We start from the raw sequence: 20855 nt of genomic DNA on the forward strand, positions 1-20855 counted from the left end.
CACCAATCTTACGATCTGCTCAAAATGGCACTAATGTGGATCAAAGTGTGGGTAATTTTAGGGCAATATGTGTTGATCCATAGGATTAAGTCGAAAATATTGTGAATAACTTAGATCTTATTCACTGGATCACCGATCAATTGCTGGCGATCTTGGTTATCAACAGGTAAAATTGCCAATCTTTTCCGATCATTAATTACGAGTGGGGGCACCGTGTCATCTTCGCTTTGGTTGCAATGTTTGCAACAGCTTCAAGAAGAGCTACCAGCAACAGAGTTCAGTATGTGGGTTCGACCGCTGCAAGCTGAGCTCAATGACAATACGCTTACTCTATTTGCCCCAAACCGCTTTGTACTTGATTGGGTGCGCGATAAGTATCTAAATAGCATTAACCGACTACTGCAAGAGTTCTGCGGTAACGACATTCCAAGTCTTCGTTTTGAGGTTGGTAGCCGTCCAGTTGCTGCGCCAAAGCCAGCACCGACGCGCACGCCAGCCGATGTGGCTGCGGAATCCTCGGCTCCCGCACAGCTTCAAGCGCGTAAACCCGTGCATAAAACATGGGATGACGACGCTGAAGCGATTGTCGACATCAATCACCGTTCAAACGTGAACCCAAAACACAAGTTCAATAACTTTGTTGAAGGTAAATCAAACCAACTTGGCCTGGCGGCTGCTCGTCAGGTATCGGATAACCCTGGTTCTGCTTATAACCCACTGTTCCTATACGGTGGTACTGGCCTAGGTAAAACCCACTTATTGCATGCGGTAGGTAATGCGATTGTGGATAACAAACCGAATGCTAAAGTGGTGTACATGCACTCCGAGCGCTTTGTACAAGATATGGTTAAAGCGCTACAGAATAATGCGATTGAAGAATTTAAGCGCTATTACCGTAGTGTTGATGCATTACTTATCGATGATATTCAATTCTTTGCCAACAAAGAGCGTTCACAGGAAGAGTTTTTCCATACCTTTAACGCATTGTTAGAAGGCAACCAGCAAATTATCCTGACATCGGATCGCTATCCGAAAGAGATCAATGGGGTAGAAGATCGCTTGAAATCCCGCTTTGGTTGGGGCTTAACGGTAGCGATTGAGCCACCAGAGCTTGAGACGCGTGTTGCGATCTTAATGAAGAAAGCAGAAGACCACCAAATTCACCTTGCTGATGAAGTGGCATTTTTCATTGCTAAGCGTCTGCGTTCTAACGTTCGTGAGCTTGAAGGGGCGCTAAACCGTGTTATTGCCAATGCCAACTTTACTGGCCGCCCAATCACTATCGATTTTGTTCGTGAAGCACTGCGTGACTTGCTGGCACTGCAAGAAAAGTTAGTCACTATTGATAATATCCAAAAGACTGTGGCGGAATACTACAAAATTAAAGTTGCAGACTTACTGTCTAAACGCCGCTCTCGCTCAGTGGCTCGTCCACGTCAACTTGCAATGGCACTGGCTAAAGAACTAACAAACCACAGTTTGCCAGAAATTGGTGATGCATTTGGTGGTCGTGACCATACAACGGTGCTGCACGCTTGTCGTAAGATCGAACAGCTGCGTGAAGAAAGCCATGATATTAAAGAAGACTATTCGAATTTGATTCGTACCCTTTCTTCTTAAATCACAGTATTCTTATACCTAATAGAACAATGTCGGCGTCGTGCCAAACTACCGTTAAGAGCTAGATATGAAATTTACGATTGAACGTAGTCATCTAATTAAGCCACTACAGCAAGTGTCGGGCGCATTAGGTGGAAGACCTACATTGCCGATTCTAGGCAACTTGCTGATCACCGTTCAAGATAATGTTCTGTCGATGACAGCGACAGATTTAGAAGTCGAGCTGATCAGTCGCGTGACGCTAGAAGGGGACTTTGAAGCGGGTAGTGTGACGGTTCCATCTCGTAAGTTCCTCGACATCTGCCGCGGGTTACCAGATAGCTCGGTTATTACTGTGGTATTAGAAGGCGATCGCGTACAAGTACGTTCTGGTCGCAGTCGATTTTCACTTTCAACGCTCCCTGCCAGCGATTTCCCTAATATCGAAGATTGGCAGAGCGAAGTAGAAGTCTCTGTTACTCAAGCTGAATTGCGTGGTCTGGTTGAAAAAACACAGTTCTCGATGGCAAACCAAGATGTGCGTTATTACCTCAACGGCATGTTGTTCGAAATCGAGGGAACGACGCTACGTAGTGTCGCGACTGATGGCCACCGAATGGCAGTGTCTCAAACTCAGCTATCTGCTGAGTTTGCTCAAAAGCAGATCATTGTACCGCGTAAAGGGGTACAAGAGCTGGTTAAGTTATTGGATGCACCAGAACAGCCAGTAGTACTGCAAATCGGTAGCTCGAATGTGCGTGCAGAAGTGAATAGCTTTATCTTTACTTCTAAGCTAGTTGATGGCCGTTTCCCTGATTATCGCCGCGTATTGCCGCAAAATACCACCAAAACGCTGGAAGCAGGTTGTGATGAGTTACGCCAAGCATTTTCGCGTGCAGCGATTCTCTCCAATGAAAAATTCCGTGGTGTTCGTGTCAATCTAGCCGATAACGAAATGCGCATTACGGCGAATAACCCAGAGCAAGAAGAAGCGGAAGAAATGCTAGACGTCTCTTTTGAAGGTGATGCTCTAGAGATTGGGTTCAACGTAAGCTATGTGCTTGATGTACTTAACACGCTACGTTGTGAGACAGTTAGAGTCTCTATGTCGGATGCGAATGCCAGTGCACTGATCGAAAATTCACAAGATGACAGTGCAATGTACGTTGTCATGCCTATTCGCCTCTAATTGCTTCTGAATTTAAATGCCTCTTACGCGTTTAATCGTCCAACAATTTCGTAATATTAAAGCCTGTGATATTGAACTATCGACAGGCTTTAACTTTCTTATTGGTCCTAATGGCAGTGGAAAAACCAGTGTCTTAGAAGCGATCTATTTGCTTGGTCATGGGCGTTCGTTTAAGAGCTCCCTTACTGGGCGAATTATCCAAAATGAGTGTGAAGAGCTGTTTGTACATGGCCGTTTTTTGAACTCGGATCAATTTGAACTACCAATTGGCATTAATAAGCAGCGCGATGGCTCGACAGAGGTTAAAATAAGCGGTCAATCTGGGCAAAAACTGGCGCAGTTAGCGCAAGTTTTACCTTTGCAGTTGATTCATCCTGAAGGGTTTGATCTACTCACTGATGGGCCGAAACATCGCCGTGCATTTATTGATTGGGGCGTGTTTCATACTGAAACGGCATTCTACGATGCGTGGGGGCGTTTCAAGCGCTTAAACAAGCAACGCAATGCCTTACTGAAAACGGCTACCAGTTATCGAGAACTGAGTTACTGGGATCAGGAAATGGCGCGATTGGCCGAGAATATTAGTGCTTGGCGCAGCCAGTACGTTGAGCAAATGAAAACAGTGGCAGAGGAAATTTGTCGCACATTTTTGCCAGAATTTGATATTCAATTGAAGTATTATCGTGGTTGGGAAAAAGATACCCCATATCAACAAATCCTCGAGACTAACTTCGAACGTGATCAGTCGCTCGGCTACACCTTTAGTGGGCCAAATAAAGCGGATTTAAGAATTAAGGTGAATGGGACACCTGTAGAGGATGTTCTGTCACGTGGTCAGTTGAAGTTAATGGTGTGTGCATTGAGAGTCGCTCAAGGGCAACACTTAACTCAAATGACAGGTAAGCAGTGCATCTACTTGATAGATGACTTCGCTTCCGAATTAGATAGCCAACGTCGCAAGCGTCTCGCAGACTGCTTGAAAGAGACGGGGGCTCAAGTTTTTGTAAGTTCTATTACCGAAAGCCAAATTGCCGATATGCATGACAATACCGGTAAGATGTTTCATGTGGAACAAGGCAAGATAGAGCAAGGATAAAAGAGAGAAACTCATGTCTGAAAATTACGATTCATCGAGTATTAAAGTACTGAAGGGTCTGGATGCAGTACGTAAGCGTCCAGGTATGTACATCGGCGACACAGATGATGGCACCGGTCTACACCACATGGTTTTTGAGGTGGTGGATAACTCAATTGATGAAGCGTTAGCAGGTCACTGTAATGACATCATTGTGACTATTCATGAGGACAACTCAGTATCAGTACGCGATGACGGTCGTGGTATCCCGACTGAAATGCACCCAGAAGAAAACGTATCTGCGGCAGAAGTTATCATGACGGTACTTCACGCTGGTGGTAAGTTCGATGACAACTCGTACAAAGTATCAGGTGGTCTACACGGGGTGGGTGTTTCGGTAGTAAACGCACTCTCTAAGCAAGTGACGCTAACGATTCACCGCGGTGGTGAGATTCATACTCAAACGTATCACCATGGTGAGCCTCAAGCGCCACTTTCAGTGATCGGTAAAACGGACACAACAGGTACAGAAATCCGATTCTGGCCAAGTGAAGAAACGTTCTCTAACGTTGAGTTCCACTATGACATCTTGGCAAAACGCCTACGTGAACTGTCTTTCCTAAACTCTGGTGTATCTATCAAATTGATCGACGAGCGTGAAGAAGATAAGAGCGATCACTTCATGTTTGAAGGTGGTATTCAAGCGTTCGTTGAACACTTGAACACTAATAAAACGCCAATTATTCAGAAGATTTTCCACTTCGATAATGAACGTGATGACGGTATTACCGTAGAAGTAGCCATGCAGTGGAACGATGGTTTCCAAGAAAACATTTACTGTTTCACCAACAACATCCCTCAGCGTGATGGTGGTACTCACCTAGCAGGTTTCCGTGCAGCATTGACTCGTACACTGAATACCTTCATGGATAAAGAAGGTTTCTCGAAGAAAGCGAAAACGGCGACGTCGGGTGATGATGCTCGTGAAGGCTTAACAGCAGTTGTTTCGGTTAAAGTGCCAGATCCTAAGTTCTCAAGCCAAACCAAAGACAAGCTGGTTTCTTCTGAAGTGAAATCTGCAGTTGAATCAGCAATGGGTGAGAAACTGTCTGAGTTCCTAGTTGAGAACCCGAACGAAGCGAAGATGGTTTGTTCGAAAATCATCGACGCAGCACGTGCTCGTGAAGCGGCGCGTAAAGCTCGTGAAATGACTCGTCGTAAAGGCGCGCTAGACTTAGCTGGCCTACCAGGCAAGCTTGCAGACTGCCAAGAAAAAGACCCAGCGCTTTCAGAACTCTACATAGTGGAGGGTGATTCGGCAGGCGGCTCCGCAAAACAAGGCCGTAACCGTAAGAACCAAGCGATTCTTCCACTGAAAGGTAAAATCCTTAACGTAGAGAAAGCACGTTTCGACAAGATGCTTTCTTCACAGGAAGTAGCAACGCTGATCACCGCACTTGGCTGTGGTATTGGTCGTGACGAGTACAACCCAGATAAACTGCGTTACCATAACATCATCATCATGACCGATGCGGATGTCGATGGTTCGCACATCCGTACGCTACTATTGACCTTCTTCTACCGTCAAATGCCAGAGCTTATTGAGCGTGGCTACATCTACATTGCTCAGCCACCACTATACAAAGTGAAGAAAGGCAAACAAGAGCAGTACATCAAAGATGAAGATGCAATGAACCAATATCAGGTTGCGTTGGCACTGGATAATGCTGCTCTACACGTTAACCCAGAAGCGCCAGCGCTAGCGGGTGAAGCGCTAGAGAAGTTGGTTCAGCAGTACAATGCGGGTATCAAGCTGGTGGAGCGTATGAGCCGCCGTTACCCACAACCTCTTGTGCATGAATTCATTTACACTCCACGTCTAACTGCAGAGCAATGTCATGATGCATCAGCGGTTGAAGCGTGGACTAAGCAGCTTGTCGATCAGCTAAATGCGAAAGAAGTGGGCGCAAGCCAATACAGCTTTGAAGTTGAACAGCATGCAGAGCTAGGCCTAAACCTGCCGAAGATTGTGGTACGTACTCACGGCGTGACTCATGAGCACGTTTTAAGCATTGATCTGATTAATTCTAAAGAATACGGCAAACTGGCAGATCTTTCAGAAGCGCTAGAAGGCCTAATCGAAGAGGGTGCTTACATTAAACGTGGTGAGCGTACTCAGCCTGTCGCGAACTTTGTTGAAGCACTAGAATGGCTAATCAAAGAGTCTCGTCGTGGTCTAAGTCTACAGCGATACAAAGGTCTAGGTGAGATGAACCCAGATCAGCTTTGGGAAACGACTATGGACCCAGAGACTCGCCGCATGATGCAAGTAACAATCGAAGATGCGGTTGGTGCAGATCAGCTGTTTACGACACTAATGGGTGACCAAGTAGAACCTCGTCGTAACTTCATCGAAGAGAATGCTCTTAAAGTAGCCAACCTAGACGTTTAGTATCTTTGATACTTCGCTCTTTCGCTTAATTTCTGTGTCAGAGGTGCTCACATACCTTCGTATGCTCCGCGCCTCTTCCTTGAACTAAAGCGAAATAGCTTCGTCTCAAAAACTAAATTGTTATTTTAAAGACTGCCAGAAATGGCGGTCTTTTTTTGTTTTTAAGTGATTGAAAAGTATTGGCTTGTAAAAATAATTGAAAAAAGTCCCTTGAAACTGATTTGAGCTATCCACATATCTATTTGTGAAGAGGGAAGCTGTCTTGCTCAAGAGAGAAGAAACAGACCCTTTGGAACGCTGAAGAGGTATCGCTCAGGAGAGGATAGCCTTGAAGGCACACAATTGAACTGATTTATTACTACGTCCCTGCGTTATGAGAACCCGAGGAGTAGAGGATAAATCCCTTAGTCGGCAGCGATCGAACACACTATCGATCCATGCAAACTCACGACTAAGACTATTGCTTACTAAAAGGATAGCATTATGAGAACTGTAGATTTCACTCCACTTTACCGCAACGCAATTGGCTTCGATCGTCTATTCAACATGATGGAAGCGAATACTTCGAAGAATTCTTCTGGTGGTTACCCTCCATACAACATCGAGCAAAAAGATGAGAACAACTACCGTATTACGATGGCGGTTGCTGGTTTTGCTGATGAGCACTTAGACCTGACTCAAAAAGAGAATATGTTGATCGTTAAGGGTGAACGCAAAGCTGAAGAAGAGAAAACATATGTTTATCAGGGTATTGCTGAGCGCGATTTCGAGCGTAAATTCCAGCTGGCAGACTACGTGAAAGTCGTTGGTGCGAGCATGGAAAATGGTCTATTACACATCGACTTAGAGCGCGAAATCCCAGAAGCTATGCAACCTCGTAAAATTGCGATTAATGGCAGCAAGCTAATTGAAGGTTAATGGTTGCCAATAGCTTTAATTAGCTGAGCTAAATCGGGAAAAGAGTGAAAGAGCACCTTATTGGTGCTCTTTTTTATTGTGTGGTTTTTAAGTCACCCCATAGGAAGGAGAGGAGTGTCTAAGCCGAGTGCTATTGATGTTCGCGATATGCTTTTTCTACTTCTTCAGCAATAATGGCAATGCCTTTTTGCATCATTTCATCGTCTTGAACGTAGTTCATTCGTAGGCATTGATGTGCATGGTCCCAATCGCCTTTTTGGCCGATAAAGAAATATTCCCCAGGTACTATCAGTACACCACGTGCTTTTAAGCGTTGGTATAGTTCCATTGTGGTAATAGGTAATTCGTCAAACCACAACCAAAGGAAAATAGCCCCTTCTGGTTTATGAATTCGAAAACGAGGGTCGGTGATGGATTGCTGCAAAAGCTCCACAGCTCGTTGGGACTTTTGCTGGTAAAACGGCTTGATGACATTACTGCTGAGGTTTAATAAATCACCCTTTTCAATCATATGATTAGCCAGTGCAGGGCCAATACTGCCCGGAGCTAAACTGATAATGCCATTCATATTCGTAAGAGCTTGGGTCACTTCTTCACTTGCTATCACAATGCCACATCGCACACCAGGTAAACCCAGTTTAGATAAGCTCATACATAGAATTGTGTTTTCGTTCCAAAATGGCTGAACATCTTCAAAAATGATGTTTGGAAATGGCAGACCATAAGCGTTATCGATAATCAGCGGGATATTGTTTTCTCGGGCGAGTTTATCCAGTTTCAGGATTTCTTCGTCAGTGAGAACATTACCGGTTGGATTGGTTGGGCGAGAAGCACATATCGCCGCTACGGAGCCATCAACCGTTAACTGTTCAAAGTCGACATGGTATTTAAACAATCCATCTTCAAGCATCTCAATTTCAGGGTGGTAGGACACAAAAATGTCTTCATCAATCCCTGCGTCACCATAACCAATGTACTCGGGTGCCAACGGCAGTAGAATTTTCTTATGAGAACCATCTGATTGAGCACCTGCCAACAAGTTAAATAAGTAAAAGAAGCCACTTTGGCTACCGTTGGTTAGGCTGATGTTCTTTTTGCTGATATTCCACCCATAGGTGTCTTTTAAAAGCTTAGCGAGTGCTTTAACAAAGCTATCTTTTCCCTGAGGGCCGTCGTAGTTGGCCATGGCGGCCACGAGGTCCCCGTTGGCGAGCATCTCCTCACTGGCTTGGCGAAAGTAGTCGAGCATGGCAGGAATGGCCGCTGGGTTACCACCACCGAGCATGATAGCGCCAGGTGTGCGTAAACCATCGTTAAGATCATCCATTAACTGCGTAATACCGGAATACTGATTAAATTTTTCACCAAACTTTGAGAATTGCATTACTACTTTTACCTAATTCATTGTGATTGCTTTTATTGAGTGTGAGTACTGAAGAAAGTTAGTGTCATACACTGTGCTTCGAGTAATCCTTGAACATACCTTAATGACAATGCGAGTCAAAGCTCATTTTTAGCTTAGCGCAAAAATAAAGCCCAACTCATGGAGTTGGGCTTTATCATTTTATCTCTGAAAGAATGGCTTCGAAGTGAAGATTACTTCTGCAGTAGAGAAATATCCGCAATCTGTAGGAACAGGTTACGTAGGTTGTTCAGCAGTGTTAGACGGTTTTTCTTCAGAGCTTCGTCATCTGCCATTACCATTACGTTATCGAAGAAGGCATCAACAGGCTCGCGTAGACCTGCAAGCTTGCTTAGCGCTTCTTGGTAGTTACCTGTAGCGAATGCTGGCTCTAGCGCTTCTGTCATCACTTCAACGCTTTCTGCTAGTGCTTTCTCTGCGTCTTCTTGTAGAAGAGCTAGGTCGATCTCAGCAGCTAGTTCACCGTCGAATTTCGCTAGGATGTTACCTACACGCTTGTTCGCAGCAGCTAGTGCTTCAGCGGCTTCTAGCTCGCGGAAGTGAGATACCGCTTTTACGCGTTGGTCGAAGTCTGCTGGTTTCGTTGGACGGTTAGCCAGTACGGCTTGGATGATGTCCACACTGAAGCCTTCGTCTTTGTACCATGCGTTGAAACGACCAAGCATAAACTCGATAACGTCGTCAGAAACATTTGCGTTAGTCAGCTTGTCGCCAAATAGAGACTGAGCCTTTGCGATAAGGTCTGTTAGGTCTAGGTTGTAGCCGTTTTCTACGATGATACGTAACACACCTAGTGATGCACGACGAAGTGCAAATGGGTCAGAGCCTTTTGGAGCTTGGCCAATACCGAAGATACCTACGATAGTGTCTAGCTTGTCTGCCATTGCTACTGCAGAAGAGATACCAGTGCTTGGTAGGTCATCACCTGCGAAACGAGGCATGTACTGCTCGTAAAGTGCTAGTGCAACTTGCTCGTCTTCACCATCGTGAGTCGCGTAGTGCATGCCCATTACACCCTGAGTATCGGTAAATTCGAATACCATAGAGGTCATTAGGTCACACTTAGCCAGTAGGCCTGCACGCTTAGATTTTTCAACGTCAGCATCGATCTGCTCAGCGATGTAGCCAGCAAGCTCGGTGATGCGGTCTGTTTTGTCTTTGATAGTACCAAGCTGTTTCTGGAAGATAGCTTGTTCTAGCTCTGGTAGACGGTCGATAAGAGGACGCTTACGGTCAGTGTTGAAGAAGAATTCTGCATCCGCTAGACGTGGACGTACAACCTTCTCGTTACCTTCGATTACGTAGCGAGGCTCTTTTGATTCGATGTTTGAAACGAAGATGAAGTTAGGCAGTAGCTTCTTGTTGTCATCGTAAACAGGGAAGTACTTCTGGTCACCTTTCATGGTGTAAACCAACGCTTCAGAAGGAACCTTTAGGAACTCTTCTTCAAACTTCGCAGTTAGGACTACTGGCCACTCAACTAGAGAAGTTACTTCTTCTACTAGGTCATCTTCTAGATCCGCTGTACCACCAACCGCTGCTGCTGCTTTTTGTGAATCAGCAAGGATGATCGCTTTACGCGCTTCGTAATCTGCCATTACTTTACCGCGCTCTTCTAGGATCGCTGGGTATTGCTCTGCAGAATCGATAGTGAACTCTTGCTCACCCATGAAGCGATGACCACGGATAGTGCGATCTGAAGCTACGCCTAGGATTTCGCCTTCGATAAGGTCAGAGCCCATAAGCATAGTTAGTGTTTTAACAGGACGGATAAATTGAGTCGTCTTGTTACCCCAACGCATTGGCTTTGCGATAGGTAGGTTACCCAGTGCTTTTGCTGCTAGGTCTACAACGATTTCAGACGTTGCTTGGCCTTTCACTTCTTGTTTGAAAAGAAGCCATTCGCCTTTGTCTGTTACTAGGCGGTCAGCTTGCTCAACCGTGATGCCGTTACCACGTGCCCAACCTTGAGCCGCTTTAGTTGCATTGCCGTCAGCATCGAATGCCACAGAAACTGCAGGACCGCGTTTCTCAACCACTTTGTCTGCTTGGCCTTCAGCTAGAGCTGAAACCTTAAGTGCGAGACGACGAGGAGCCGCGTACCATTTTACACCTTCGTGTGCTAGGTCTGCGCCTTTAAGCTCTGCTTCGAAGTTTGCAGCGAAAGCTTCTGCTAGAGTACGAAGTTGCGTTGGTGGTAGCTCTTCAGTACCCAGTTCAATTAGAAATTCTTTAGCCATGATTACTTCTCCTCTTCCTTACGGCACATTGGGAAGCCAAGAGCTTCACGTGATGCGTAGTACGCTTCTGCAACAGACTTAGTCAGGTTGCGGATACGAAGGATGTAACGTTGGCGCTCTGTAACAGAGATAGCTTTACGCGCATCAAGAATGTTGAATGCGTGGCCAGCTTTAAGAATGCGCTCGTAAGCTGGAAGCGGAAGTGGCTTCTCAAGCTCAAGTAGCTCTTTACACTCTTTCTCACACTGATCAAAGAACGTGAATAGGAAATCTACGTCTGCGTGCTCGAAGTTGTACGTTGATTGCTCAACTTCGTTTTGGTGGAAGATATCACCGTAAGTTACCTTGCTGCCGTCTGGTGCGATGTTCCACACTAGGTCGTAAACAGAATCGACTTCTTGGATGTACATAGCTAGACGCTCGATACCGTAAGTGATCTCACCAGTAACTGGTTTACACTCAAGGCCACCAACTTGCTGGAAGTAAGTAAACTGAGTCACTTCCATGCCGTTTAGCCAAACTTCCCAACCAAGACCCCATGCGCCTAGCGTTGGGTTTTCCCAGTTGTCTTCTACGAAACGAATATCGTGTACTAGCGGGTCGATACCAAGAACTTCAAGTGAGCCTAGGTACAACTCCTGGATGTTATCTGGAGAAGGCTTTAGGGCTACTTGGAACTGATAGTAGTGCTGCAGACGGTTCGGGTTTTCACCGTAACGGCCATCGGTAGGACGACGTGAAGGTTGAACGTAAGCTGTCGACATTGGCTCTGGGCCAAGTGCACGTAGACATGTCATTGGGTGAGAGGTGCCCGCACCTACTTCCATATCTAGAGGTTGAACAATGGTACAACCGTTTTGTGCCCAGTAATCCTGCAGCGCGAGGATCATTCCCTGGAAGGTTTTGATATCGTATTTTTGCATAGTAATTCGCGCGATTCTTCTGTCTTAAATTGAGAAAAAATAACAATCAAGTATACCCAGATATTTGGCATGGGAGTAGAGCTAATCTTGATTAATTGGTAGCCGAAAATCTCCTTTAGTGGATTTTTTCCGACTTATCTAACCGATTTCTATTAAAAGGGAGTTTATTTGTAGTTTGAAGGTTGAGAATCTTCAACGAGGTGGATAGAATCACGCTGTCTTTGGGGAGTAGCTTACCGTTTTAAACACTCTGTTTATTCGGTTCGTTCGTCAACATAATTGGTGCAAAATCACCATGGCGTTCGAGGCTTATCGCACGATGAGTTTAGCAAGACCTTAGACAAATCATCACGAACCAGGGTGGGGCGTGAGGTTTGTCTTCGGTTAAAATAATTATCCCACCCTAAAAGAGCATGTCGTGAGCGTTTTAGCTATTTCAATTACCACTGTAGCGTTAGCAGAAATTGGAGATAAGACCCAACTGTTATCCCTATTGCTGGCCAGCCGTTACCGAAAACCAATTCCTATTATTGCTGCAATCTTTTTTGCAACGATCGCCAATCACGCATTAGCGGCATGGCTAGGGGTGGTTATTGCTGATTACTTATCGCCTGAGATCTTAAAGTGGGTGCTGGTGGTGAGTTTTATCGTTATGGCAGCATGGGTTCTCATTCCAGATAAGCTGGATGACGACGAACAGATCTCTAACCGAGGCCCTTTTATAGCCAGCTTTATTGCGTTTTTTATTGCGGAGATTGGCGACAAAACTCAAATAGCCACTTCGATTTTGGGTGCACAATATGCCGATGCACTGACTTGGGTGATCTTAGGTACGACGATTGGCATGCTGTTAGCTAATGTTCCGGTAGTGATTATCGGAAAGTTATCTGCCGACAAAATGCCACTGGCATTGATCCGAAAAATCACCGCTATGTTATTCATGGCATTAGCCATTGGTGCGGCATTTTTCTAAGCCAATTTCGAGTGAGCTTATAGCGCAAGGTCTTGATTGGTTAGGTTGAAGTTGCACTGGATCAAACTCTGGTTCGGTAGCATTGAATAGCGTGATGGCTGACATATTAGTGTCACAATTGTCATGCTAATTTAATGTTGGACAAGGTAATCCGTTCCTATCAGCGAGAGGGCACTATTATGCTTACACGTTATATGGGTATGACTGCGAAAAGTCAGAGTTACTTATTCACCTTTGGTCTAGTACTGACCATTCTCGGGATGGTGCTAACAGATATGTGGCTGCCGATGGTCGTAGGCGCTATTTTGATGACCGGCTTAATGGTGGAGTCTTGGATTCGCGTTGCGCACATTATTCCCATGCATGAAGAAATGCGCGCTATGAGAACCCAAGTCAATAAGCTGCAATTGGAAATACGCACCTTAGAGTACAACGAATAAAAAAACGGCAGCCCAAGGGCTGCCGTTTGTTTTAGTTGGCTGGAATTATTCCATACCTTTCTTTATCAGATATTGGTAAGGCAACGTCTCTGTTTGCGAACCAATTAACTGGTGATCCATAAAACGGCAAAAGCTCGGAATGTCGCGAGTTGTTGACGGGTCATCAGCATTCACTAACAGCACCTCACCGTCTTGCAGATTTCGAATCGTCTTCCTGACCATCATGACCGGCTCTGGGCAGCGTAGTCCTTCTGCCTCTAGAGTATGTGTTGCGAGTTCTGGGTTAAATGTCATGGTCATATCTTTATTACAGCGTATTGAGAGGTGAATGATACTAATGGAGAAAAAATATTCAATAAGCACTTGGCAAAGCGATCGAATTGTTTTAACTTAGTTAACAAGTTGGTAACAAATGCATTTATGCAGCGAATGGAGGAGCAAATATGTTAACAGCCCTAGATAGACTGACCATCTACTCTGTACTCTGTTTTATTTCATTTTGCGCCTTAGTTTTGCGTACGCCAGCAGAGACGTCATTAATGCCATTACTTGGTATGAGTGCAACTATTGCAGGAATTTGGCTTGAGATGCGCCGTTGGCACGGTTCATCAGAAGAACAAGAGAATAATTCCTAGCATATCGTAGGCACTTGTAAGACTACGCTCAAATACATTCCGACACTATCCCCAGTTTTCTTGGGCTTCCCCGCTGAAAGGCGGGATTTTTTTTATCTAAAGAAAGAGTACACTTAACGGATAAGGCAACCCTTCTGCCGATTGTGGAGTGTATACAGTGGAATTAGAAGATATCTACCGACGTGACCTGAGTCTATTGGTGGCGTTGAGAGTCTTGATTGAAGAAAGCAGTGTGAGCAAAGCGGCAGCTCGGCTTAACCTGAGCCAATCGGCGATGAGTCGGGTTCTTGGGCGCTTACGCGATTTGCTTGATGATCCACTATTTACCCGCCAAGGTCAGCATCTTATTCCCACCGAGAAAGCGCTTGAGGTTGATCGGGCGCTTGGTGAGCCTTTGGAGTCTTTGCGCGCATTACTCTCTCCGGTGGAGTTTGACCCGCAAAGCTGCGATCAGACTTTTACCATCGCTACTACCGACTACGCAATGCAAACTATTTTGCCTTTTGCACTACCAAGAATTTATCAGGAAGCACCGAACCTATCGTTTGAGTTTTTGCCTCTACAACATGATCGATTAGCTGATCAACTGACTTACGAAGGTGCGGATTTAGCGATTTGTCGGCCCACCGCACCTGTCGACCCACTGCGTAGTGAAATTCTAGGCCGGGTAGGGGTGTTGTGTTTATTATCCAAACAGCACCCTCTGGCAGACGCAGATATGAGCTTAGAGGATTATTTGAGTTATCCGCATGCCATGATTGCTATAAGTGATGGCGTGAAAGCCCTAATTGAGCAAGCGCTGGTGGACAAACCTAAACGCAAAATGGTGTTGCGCGCATATCATCTTGAAGCGGCACTCGCGATCGTTGATACCATGCCGATTATTATTACCGTGCCTGCTGATTTAGCTTATTTGGTGGCTGAGCGTTATGACCTAGTGGTGAAACCACTGCCATTCCAGTTCACCCCGTTTGATTATTCAATGATATGGCACCCTCGTTGTGAGCATTCACCTGCACAAGAATGGCTTCGCTCTATGGTGAAGGAAGAGTGCAGCCGCTTGATAGCCAAACGCATTGAAGATATGGGGCTAAACTGATGGTTTTAAATTGACTATCTAGTGATACAAAAAGAGCCAGCAATGCTGGCTCTTTCTGTTTTCTTGCTTGTCGTTATAGCTTGATGACAACGCGACCCGTTACTTGGCCGTTGGTAATGTCTTCTGCGTACTTTGGTGCTTCTTCTAGTGCAACTTCGGTACAGGCTTGCTCGAAGTAGCTGTCTGGTAGCAGTTCAACCAGTTTTTCCCACGCTGCAATACGTTTTTCTGTTGGGCACATTACGGAGTCGACACCTTGTAGGCGAACGTTACGTAGGATGAATGGCATTACCGTTGTTGGTAGATCAAAACCACCAGCAAGGCCACACGCTGCAACTGCGCTGTTGTAATCCATCTGCGCCAACACTTTCGCTAGTACTTTGCTACCAACCGTATCTACCGCACCAGCCCATACTTGTTTTTCTAGTGGGCGAGCTGGCTCTTCAAATTCAACGCGGTCGATAATGCGGCTAGCACCCAGTTTCTCAAGCAGTGGGCCGTTTTGCTCCACACGACCTGTTAGCGCTGCAACTTTGTACCCTAGCTCTGCCAGAAGTGTCACTGCAACAGAACCGACACCACCACTTGCACCCGTGACCAGGATTTCACCATCTTCCGGTTTGATACCTGCGTCAAGTAACGCTTGTACACAAAGCATACCTGTGAAGCCTGCAGTGCCGACCATCATCGCTTTTTTGCTGTCTAGGCCTTTTGGTAGTGGAACCAGCCAATCTGCTTTTAGGCGAGCACGCTGTGCCATACCACCCCAGTGGTTTTCACCTACACCCCAGCCAGTCAGTACTACTTTGTCACCCGCTTGGTAACGGCCGTCTTCAGAGCTTATTACTGTACCCGCTAAGTCGATGCCTGGCACCATAGGGAAGTTACGGATGATCTTACCTTTACCTGTGATCGCCAAACCGTCTTTGTAGTTCAGGGATGAGTAATCCACTTCAATCAGGACGTCACCTTCAGGAAGTTGCGATTCATCAATCTGTTCGATGTTAGCGATGGTACGTTTTTCTTCTTGGTTTAGGACTAAGGCGTTAAACATAAGAGTCTCCAGTTAAGCACTGCAAGGAATTAAATTAGCGTTAGTGTAGACGCTAAATCTATATGATTAAAATGAAACTTTAGCATTATATCTATGCGTAAAACGCATCTTATTTTGCAGAACATAGACATTGAGTAGCAAAAAGCCAGTCGAAGACGACTGGCTTTGGAAGTTTAAGATAAGAAGAACTGATAGGAAGGATTATCGGTTTCATCTTTACACTGATAACCCAGCTCTCTTAGGTGAGTAGAGAAGCGAGCTAAATCACTTTCATCCAGCTCAAAACCACATAACACTCGGCCGTAATCTGCGCCATGGTTACGATAGTTGAATAAGCTGATATTCCAGTGTGTACCAAGCGTACTCAAGAACTTAAGCAGTGCGCCAGGGTATTCTGGGAATTCAAAGCTGTACAAACGCTCTTTGAGAGGCTTTGAAGGTTTGCCGCCAATCATGTAGCGAACGTGCAGTTTTGCCATTTCATCATCAGACAAATCTACTACTGGGTAGCCCCCGTCACGCAGATCTTGGATGATGCTCTCCAATTCTTCCTGACCACCTTGAAGGCGAACACCCACAAAAATATTGGCCAGTTCATCGCTACTGTAACGGTAGTTAAACTCAGTAACCGCGCGGCCACCTATGATGTTACAGAACTCAAAGAAAGCACCTTGGCGCTCTGGGATTGTAACCGCAAGTAAGCCTTCACGCTTTTCACCCAGCTCACAACGTTCAGAAACATAACGTAAACCGTGGAAATTGGTGTTGGCACCAGACAGCACTGTACCAAGCTGTTTGCCCTGCAACTGATTTTGTTCTGCGAACTTTTTCAGGCCAGCAAGCGCTAACGCGCCGGAAGGTTCAGCGATTGCTCGAGTATCTTCGAATATATCTTTTACGGCTGCACAGATTTCATCGCTTGATACCGCAATATGGCCATCAATGTACTTTTGGCATAAACGGAAGGTTTCTTCACCAATTCGTTTCACCGCAACCCCATCTGCAAACATGCTGACTTGGTCTAATACCACTGGCTCACCAGCATCGAGCGCGGCTTTCAAGCAAGAAGAGTCTTCTGGCTCTACGGCAATCACTTTGATTTCAGGCATCAGCTGTTTAACTAATACCGCTACGCCTGCTGCTAAGCCGCCGCCACCTACTGGCACAAAGATGTAATCCAAATGGCCGTTTTGTTGCAGCATTTCCATACCAATAGTGCCTTGCCCTGCGATCACCAATGGGTGGTCGAAAGGTGGGACAAAGGTATAGCCATGCTCAGAGGACAAGCGCTCTGCTTCGGCTTTAGCTTCATCAAAGTTGCTGCCGTGCAACACTACGTTGCCACCAAACCCACGTACCGCTTCGACTTTGATGTCTGGCGTCGTTTTTGGCATCACGATGGTGGTCTTGATACCTAGTTTAGTGCCTGAAAGTGCCATGCCTTGTGCGTGGTTGCCTGCCGATGCGGCTATGACACCTGCAGCTTTTTGCTCCTCAGTTAAGCTCGCGACCATGTTGTAAGCACCGCGTAGCTTGAATGAGTGTACTGGCTGGCGATCCTCACGTTTGAGTTGCACATTGTTGCCAATGCGCTGCGATAGGCGAGGCATTTCTTGAAGTGGCGTAACCGTCGCCACTTCATAGACCGGAGCGCGAAGGATTTGGCGCAGATAGTCTGCGCCTGTTTGTTCGGTCAGGGTCATAGGGTTACCCCTCGAGTTTAGACTTGTCGCGTACTGCGCCTTTGTCTGCACTGGTCGCCATACTTGCGTATGCTTTCAGTGCAAATGACACTTCACGTTGACGGTCAACCGGTTTCCAGCCGAGTTCGTCTTGCTTAGCGCGACGTTCAGCGAGTTCTTGCTCCGACACTTCAAGTGAGATTGAACGGTTTGGAATATCAATCGCAATCATATCGCCTTGTTGAACCAAGCCAATCGCACCGCCGTTAGCGGCTTCTGGTGAAGCGTGACCGATTGAAAGGCCAGATGTACCGCCAGAGAAACGACCATCAGTCAGTAGCGCACACTCTTTACCAAGTCCCATTGATTTCAGGTAAGTGGTTGGATAGAGCATTTCTTGCATACCTGGGCCACCTTTCGGACCTTCGTAACGGATAACAACCACATCGCCCGCTTTCACTTTGCCACCAAGAATGCCTTCTACCGCGTCTTCTTGGCTTTCAAATACCATAGCAGGACCTGTGAATTTTAGGATGCTTTCGTCTACGCCTGCGGTTTTTACGATACAGCCGTCAAGTGCGATATTTCCCGACAATACGGCTAGGCCACCTTCTTGGCTAAAGGCATTGTCTTTAGTACGAATACAGCCTTCTGCACGGTCGTCATCAAGGCGATCCCAACGGCAGTCTTGAGAGAATGCTTGCGTTGTACGGATACCAGCAGGGCCGGCACGGAAGAACTTAAGTACGTCTTCATCTTCGGTTTGCATGATGTCGTATTGAGCTAACTGCTCTTTCATCGACACGCCGAGTACTGTGCGCGCATCATTGTGCAATAGTCCAGCGCGATCCAACTCACCAAGGATAGCCATAACACCACCCGCGCGGTGTACGTCTTCCATGTGGTACTTCTGAGTGGATGGCGCCACTTTACATAGATGTGGTACTTGGCGAGATAGGCGGTCGATATCTTCCATATCGAAATCAACTTCACCTTCTTGTGCCGCAGCTAGTAGGTGAAGAATGGTGTTGGTTGAGCCACCCATCGCGATATCGAGTGCCATTGCGTTCTCGAATGCATCAAAAGTTGCGATGTTGCGTGGTAGCGCTGAATCATCGCCTTGCTCGTAGTAGCGCTTGGTTAACTCAACGATGCGTTTACCGGCATTGATGAATAGATCTTCACGGTCGGCGTGCGTTGCTAGCATAGAGCCGTTACCTGGCTGAGAAAGGCCGAGCGCTTCGGTTAGACAGTTCATCGAGTTTGCTGTGAACATGCCTGAACATGAACCACAAGTAGGACACGCGCTACGCTCGATTTGCTCGCTCTGCTCGTCAGAGACTTTCGGGTCAGCGCCTTGAATCATTGCATCGACAAGGTCGAGTTTAATGATTTGGTCTGAAAGCTTAGTTTTACCTGCTTCCATTGGGCCACCGGACACGAAAATTACAGGGATGTTTAGGCGCATTGACGCCATCAGCATTCCCGGAGTGATTTTGTCACAGTTCGAGATACATACCATAGCGTCGGCACAGTGAGCGTTGACCATGTATTCTACAGAGTCGGCGATAAGCTCGCGTGATGGTAGTGAGTACAGCATGCCGCCGTGACCCATTGCGATGCCATCATCGACAGCGATGGTGTTGAATTCTTTAGCAATACCGCCCGCTTTCTCAATTTCACCCGCAACCAGTTGGCCCATATCTTTTAGGTGTACGTGGCCCGGTACGAATTGAGTGAATGAGTTAACTACTGCAATGATAGGCTTACCGAAATCTTCATCTTTTACGCCAGTTGCACGCCATAGTGCGCGAGCGCCAGCCATGTTGCGTCCGTGAGTCGTTGTTGCGCTACGGTATTTGTTTTTTGGAGCCGAGGACATCTGATACTTCCTTATAAATTATTTAGCTGAGGGTGCGTTTTCTGGGTAGACGTAATCCAACCAGCCCCACTTGTCTTCAGTGGTGCCGTTGAATAAGCCAAAGTAAAGATCTTGCATTACTTTGGTGATTGGTCCGCGTTTACCGCAACCTACTTCAATTTTGTCGATAGTACGAACTGGAACAATTTCTGCTGCCGTACCGGTCATAAATACTTCGTCTGCAAGGTAAAGCGCTTCACGAGCGATATTCGCTTCACGCACTTCATAGCCTTGTTCTTTTGCTAGCGTCATGATGGTGTCACGAGTAATACCAGGTAAAATCGCGCTGGTTGCTGGTGGAGTCGTAATTACGCCATCTTTAATCACAAAGATGTTTTCACCCGCACCTTCAGACAGGTAACCATCTACGCTTAGTGCGATACCTTCATCGTAACCGTGACGACGTGCTTCACCACCAACCAGTAGTGAGGACAGGTAGTTACCGCCCGCTTTTGCTGCGGTTGGAATCGTATTTGGAGCAGCACGGTTCCAGCTAGAAATCATCGCATCTACGCCGTTTTCTAACGCTTCTTCACCTAGGTAAGAACCCCAAGGGAATGCTGCAATGATCAGCTCCATCTCAGTGCCTTCTGGAGGGCATACACCCAAGCCAACGTTACCCACAAAGCCAAGTGGGCGAATATAAGCAGACTGGAGTTTGTTTTGACGCAGTGTTTCACGAGTGGCTTCCATGATTTCTTCTTCAGTGTAAGGAATCGGGAAGCGATAAATCTTAGCAGAGTCTTTTAGGCGCTTAGCATGCTCCGGATGACGGAAGATGATTGGGCCGTTAGGTGTGTTATAGCAACGTACACCCTCAAATACCGAGGTTCCGTAGTGCATTGCATGAGTAAGTACATGGACATTAGCTTGGTCCCATGGAACCATTTTCCCATTAAACCAAATGAAATCTGCAGTTCTCGCTGTCATTATTGCTTTCCTTATGCACTTACTTGTTGTTGTAGGTTGTTATTCGGGAGCTCGTCATTGCGTATTTGCAACACGTCTACTGTGCGTACATCCCATAACTTCTCTATCTGGTTGGTAAGAAATGAAATCGGTCGATCGCTATCGACAATGATTTCAACACTCGCGACCTTACTCGCGTGGTTTTGTGTTGCAGCAACCTGCTTGATCACAAAGCCACGGTGGCGAATAACACGTAGTACCCTTTCTAATAATACTGGCTTATCGTCAGCCTTAATGTCTAATAAATATCTTTCCATTGGCTG

The 20855-nt window shown here is 46.2% G+C and carries 18 protein-coding genes and 1 riboswitch; of the genes, 9 read left to right on the forward strand and 9 right to left on the reverse strand.

The window, feature by feature from the left end:
• The first annotated feature begins 213 nt into the window (after positions 1–213).
• The 5 genes from dnaA (at position 214) to J4N42_RS00025 (ending at position 7233) form a co-directional block, all read left to right on the forward strand.
• Positions 214–1620, forward strand: coding sequence for a chromosomal replication initiator protein DnaA (dnaA, locus tag J4N42_RS00005; protein ID WP_252028899.1), 1407 nt, complete (start codon positions 214–216; stop codon positions 1618–1620).
• 67 nt (positions 1621–1687) lie between these two features.
• Positions 1688–2788, forward strand: coding sequence for a DNA polymerase III subunit beta (gene dnaN, locus J4N42_RS00010; protein ID WP_252028900.1), 1101 nt, complete (start codon positions 1688–1690; stop codon positions 2786–2788).
• A 16-nt stretch (positions 2789–2804) separates the two neighbouring features.
• On the forward strand, positions 2805–3884 hold the full coding sequence (gene recF, locus J4N42_RS00015) for a DNA replication/repair protein RecF (RefSeq protein WP_252028901.1): 1080 nt from the start codon (positions 2805–2807) through the stop codon (positions 3882–3884).
• A 13-nt stretch (positions 3885–3897) separates the two neighbouring features.
• The gene (gene gyrB, locus J4N42_RS00020) at positions 3898–6315 is read left to right on the forward strand and encodes a DNA topoisomerase (ATP-hydrolyzing) subunit B (protein ID WP_252028902.1); all 2418 of its coding nucleotides are present in this window, start codon (positions 3898–3900) and stop codon (positions 6313–6315) included.
• Between the two features lie 483 nt (positions 6316–6798).
• The gene (locus J4N42_RS00025; protein ID WP_252028903.1) at positions 6799–7233 is read left to right on the forward strand and encodes an Hsp20 family protein; all 435 of its coding nucleotides are present in this window, start codon (positions 6799–6801) and stop codon (positions 7231–7233) included.
• A gap of 130 nt (positions 7234–7363) precedes the next feature.
• Here J4N42_RS00025 and J4N42_RS00030 read toward each other — a convergent pair whose 3' ends face one another.
• From J4N42_RS00030 to glyQ, 3 genes are all read right to left on the reverse strand, one after another.
• The gene (locus J4N42_RS00030; RefSeq protein ID WP_252028904.1) at positions 7364–8617 is read right to left on the reverse strand and encodes a valine--pyruvate transaminase; all 1254 of its coding nucleotides are present in this window, start codon (positions 8615–8617) and stop codon (positions 7364–7366) included.
• 212 nt (positions 8618–8829) lie between these two features.
• Positions 8830–10896: a glycine--tRNA ligase subunit beta gene (gene glyS, locus J4N42_RS00035; protein ID WP_252028905.1), complete on the reverse strand. Its 2067-nt coding sequence runs from the start codon at positions 10894–10896 to the stop codon at positions 8830–8832.
• 2 nt (positions 10897–10898) lie between these two features.
• Complete coding sequence (gene glyQ / locus J4N42_RS00040) at positions 10899–11819, reverse strand: glycine--tRNA ligase subunit alpha (RefSeq protein ID WP_008075491.1); 921 nt, start codon at positions 11817–11819, stop codon at positions 10899–10901.
• Between the two features lie 211 nt (positions 11820–12030).
• A riboswitch (yybP-ykoY riboswitch) is annotated at positions 12031–12210 on the forward strand.
• A 27-nt stretch (positions 12211–12237) separates the two neighbouring features.
• Here glyQ and J4N42_RS00045 point away from each other — a divergent pair.
• Positions 12238–12792: a TMEM165/GDT1 family protein gene (locus J4N42_RS00045; RefSeq protein WP_252028906.1), complete on the forward strand. Its 555-nt coding sequence runs from the start codon at positions 12238–12240 to the stop codon at positions 12790–12792.
• A 179-nt stretch (positions 12793–12971) separates the two neighbouring features.
• Positions 12972–13232, forward strand: a complete 261-nt coding sequence (locus J4N42_RS00050) for a hypothetical protein (protein WP_252028907.1) — start codon at positions 12972–12974, stop codon at positions 13230–13232.
• Positions 13233–13277: 45 nt separating this feature from the next.
• On the opposite strand, the gene tusA is transcribed toward J4N42_RS00050, so the two are convergent.
• Entirely contained in the window at positions 13278–13526 is a 249-nt protein-coding gene (gene tusA / locus J4N42_RS00055) for a sulfurtransferase TusA (protein ID WP_252028908.1), read from the reverse strand.
• A gap of 149 nt (positions 13527–13675) precedes the next feature.
• Between tusA and J4N42_RS00060 the strand changes: the two genes are divergently transcribed.
• Entirely contained in the window at positions 13676–13867 is a 192-nt protein-coding gene (locus tag J4N42_RS00060) for a hypothetical protein (protein ID WP_252028909.1), read from the forward strand.
• Between the two features lie 157 nt (positions 13868–14024).
• The gene (locus J4N42_RS00065; protein ID WP_252028910.1) at positions 14025–14966 is read left to right on the forward strand and encodes a LysR family transcriptional regulator; all 942 of its coding nucleotides are present in this window, start codon (positions 14025–14027) and stop codon (positions 14964–14966) included.
• Between the two features lie 73 nt (positions 14967–15039).
• On the opposite strand, the gene acuI is transcribed toward J4N42_RS00065, so the two are convergent.
• From acuI to ilvM, 5 genes are all read right to left on the reverse strand, one after another.
• Positions 15040–16020, reverse strand: coding sequence for an acrylyl-CoA reductase (NADPH) (gene acuI, locus J4N42_RS00070; protein ID WP_252028911.1), 981 nt, complete (start codon positions 16018–16020; stop codon positions 15040–15042).
• 173 nt (positions 16021–16193) lie between these two features.
• Complete coding sequence (gene ilvA, locus J4N42_RS00075; RefSeq protein WP_252028912.1) at positions 16194–17723, reverse strand: threonine ammonia-lyase, biosynthetic; 1530 nt, start codon at positions 17721–17723, stop codon at positions 16194–16196.
• A gap of 4 nt (positions 17724–17727) precedes the next feature.
• Positions 17728–19584: a dihydroxy-acid dehydratase gene (gene ilvD, locus J4N42_RS00080; RefSeq protein WP_252028913.1), complete on the reverse strand. Its 1857-nt coding sequence runs from the start codon at positions 19582–19584 to the stop codon at positions 17728–17730.
• Positions 19585–19602: 18 nt separating this feature from the next.
• Entirely contained in the window at positions 19603–20553 is a 951-nt protein-coding gene (gene ilvE, locus J4N42_RS00085) for a branched-chain-amino-acid transaminase (protein ID WP_252028914.1), read from the reverse strand.
• A gap of 11 nt (positions 20554–20564) precedes the next feature.
• A complete protein-coding gene (ilvM, locus tag J4N42_RS00090) occupies positions 20565–20849 on the reverse strand; it encodes an acetolactate synthase 2 small subunit (RefSeq protein WP_252028915.1) in 285 nt (94 codons plus the stop codon).
• Positions 20850–20855 lie beyond the last annotated feature (6 nt).

Origin of the sequence: Vibrio sp. SCSIO 43135 (genome assembly GCF_023716665.1) — a bacterium.
Taxonomy (GTDB): Bacteria; Pseudomonadota; Gammaproteobacteria; order Enterobacterales; family Vibrionaceae; genus Vibrio; species Vibrio paucivorans.

Bases quoted from the DNA above. Each gene is read 5' to 3' on its own strand.
- dnaN (WP_252028900.1), top strand. From the start codon at position 1,688: ATGAAATTTACGATTGAACGTAGTCATCTAATTAAGCCACTACAGCAA.
- recF (WP_252028901.1), top strand. From the start codon at position 2,805: ATGCCTCTTACGCGTTTAATCGTCCAACAATTTCGTAATATTAAAGCC.
- gyrB (WP_252028902.1), top strand. From the start codon at position 3,898: ATGTCTGAAAATTACGATTCATCGAGTATTAAAGTACTGAAGGGTCTG.
- J4N42_RS00025 (WP_252028903.1), top strand. From the start codon at position 6,799: ATGAGAACTGTAGATTTCACTCCACTTTACCGCAACGCAATTGGCTTC.
- J4N42_RS00030 (WP_252028904.1), bottom strand. From the start codon at position 8,617: ATGCAATTCTCAAAGTTTGGTGAAAAATTTAATCAGTATTCCGGTATT.
- glyS (WP_252028905.1), bottom strand. From the start codon at position 10,896: ATGGCTAAAGAATTTCTAATTGAACTGGGTACTGAAGAGCTACCACCA.
- glyQ (WP_008075491.1), bottom strand. From the start codon at position 11,819: ATGCAAAAATACGATATCAAAACCTTCCAGGGAATGATCCTCGCGCTG.
- J4N42_RS00050 (WP_252028907.1), top strand. From the start codon at position 12,972: ATGCTTACACGTTATATGGGTATGACTGCGAAAAGTCAGAGTTACTTA.
- tusA (WP_252028908.1), bottom strand. From the start codon at position 13,526: ATGACATTTAACCCAGAACTCGCAACACATACTCTAGAGGCAGAAGGA.
- J4N42_RS00060 (WP_252028909.1), top strand. From the start codon at position 13,676: ATGTTAACAGCCCTAGATAGACTGACCATCTACTCTGTACTCTGTTTT.
- acuI (WP_252028911.1), bottom strand. From the start codon at position 16,020: ATGTTTAACGCCTTAGTCCTAAACCAAGAAGAAAAACGTACCATCGCT.
- ilvA (WP_252028912.1), bottom strand. From the start codon at position 17,723: ATGACCCTGACCGAACAAACAGGCGCAGACTATCTGCGCCAAATCCTT.
- ilvD (WP_252028913.1), bottom strand. From the start codon at position 19,584: ATGTCCTCGGCTCCAAAAAACAAATACCGTAGCGCAACAACGACTCAC.
- ilvE (WP_252028914.1), bottom strand. From the start codon at position 20,553: ATGACAGCGAGAACTGCAGATTTCATTTGGTTTAATGGGAAAATGGTT.
- ilvM (WP_252028915.1), bottom strand. From the start codon at position 20,849: ATGGAAAGATATTTATTAGACATTAAGGCTGACGATAAGCCAGTATTA.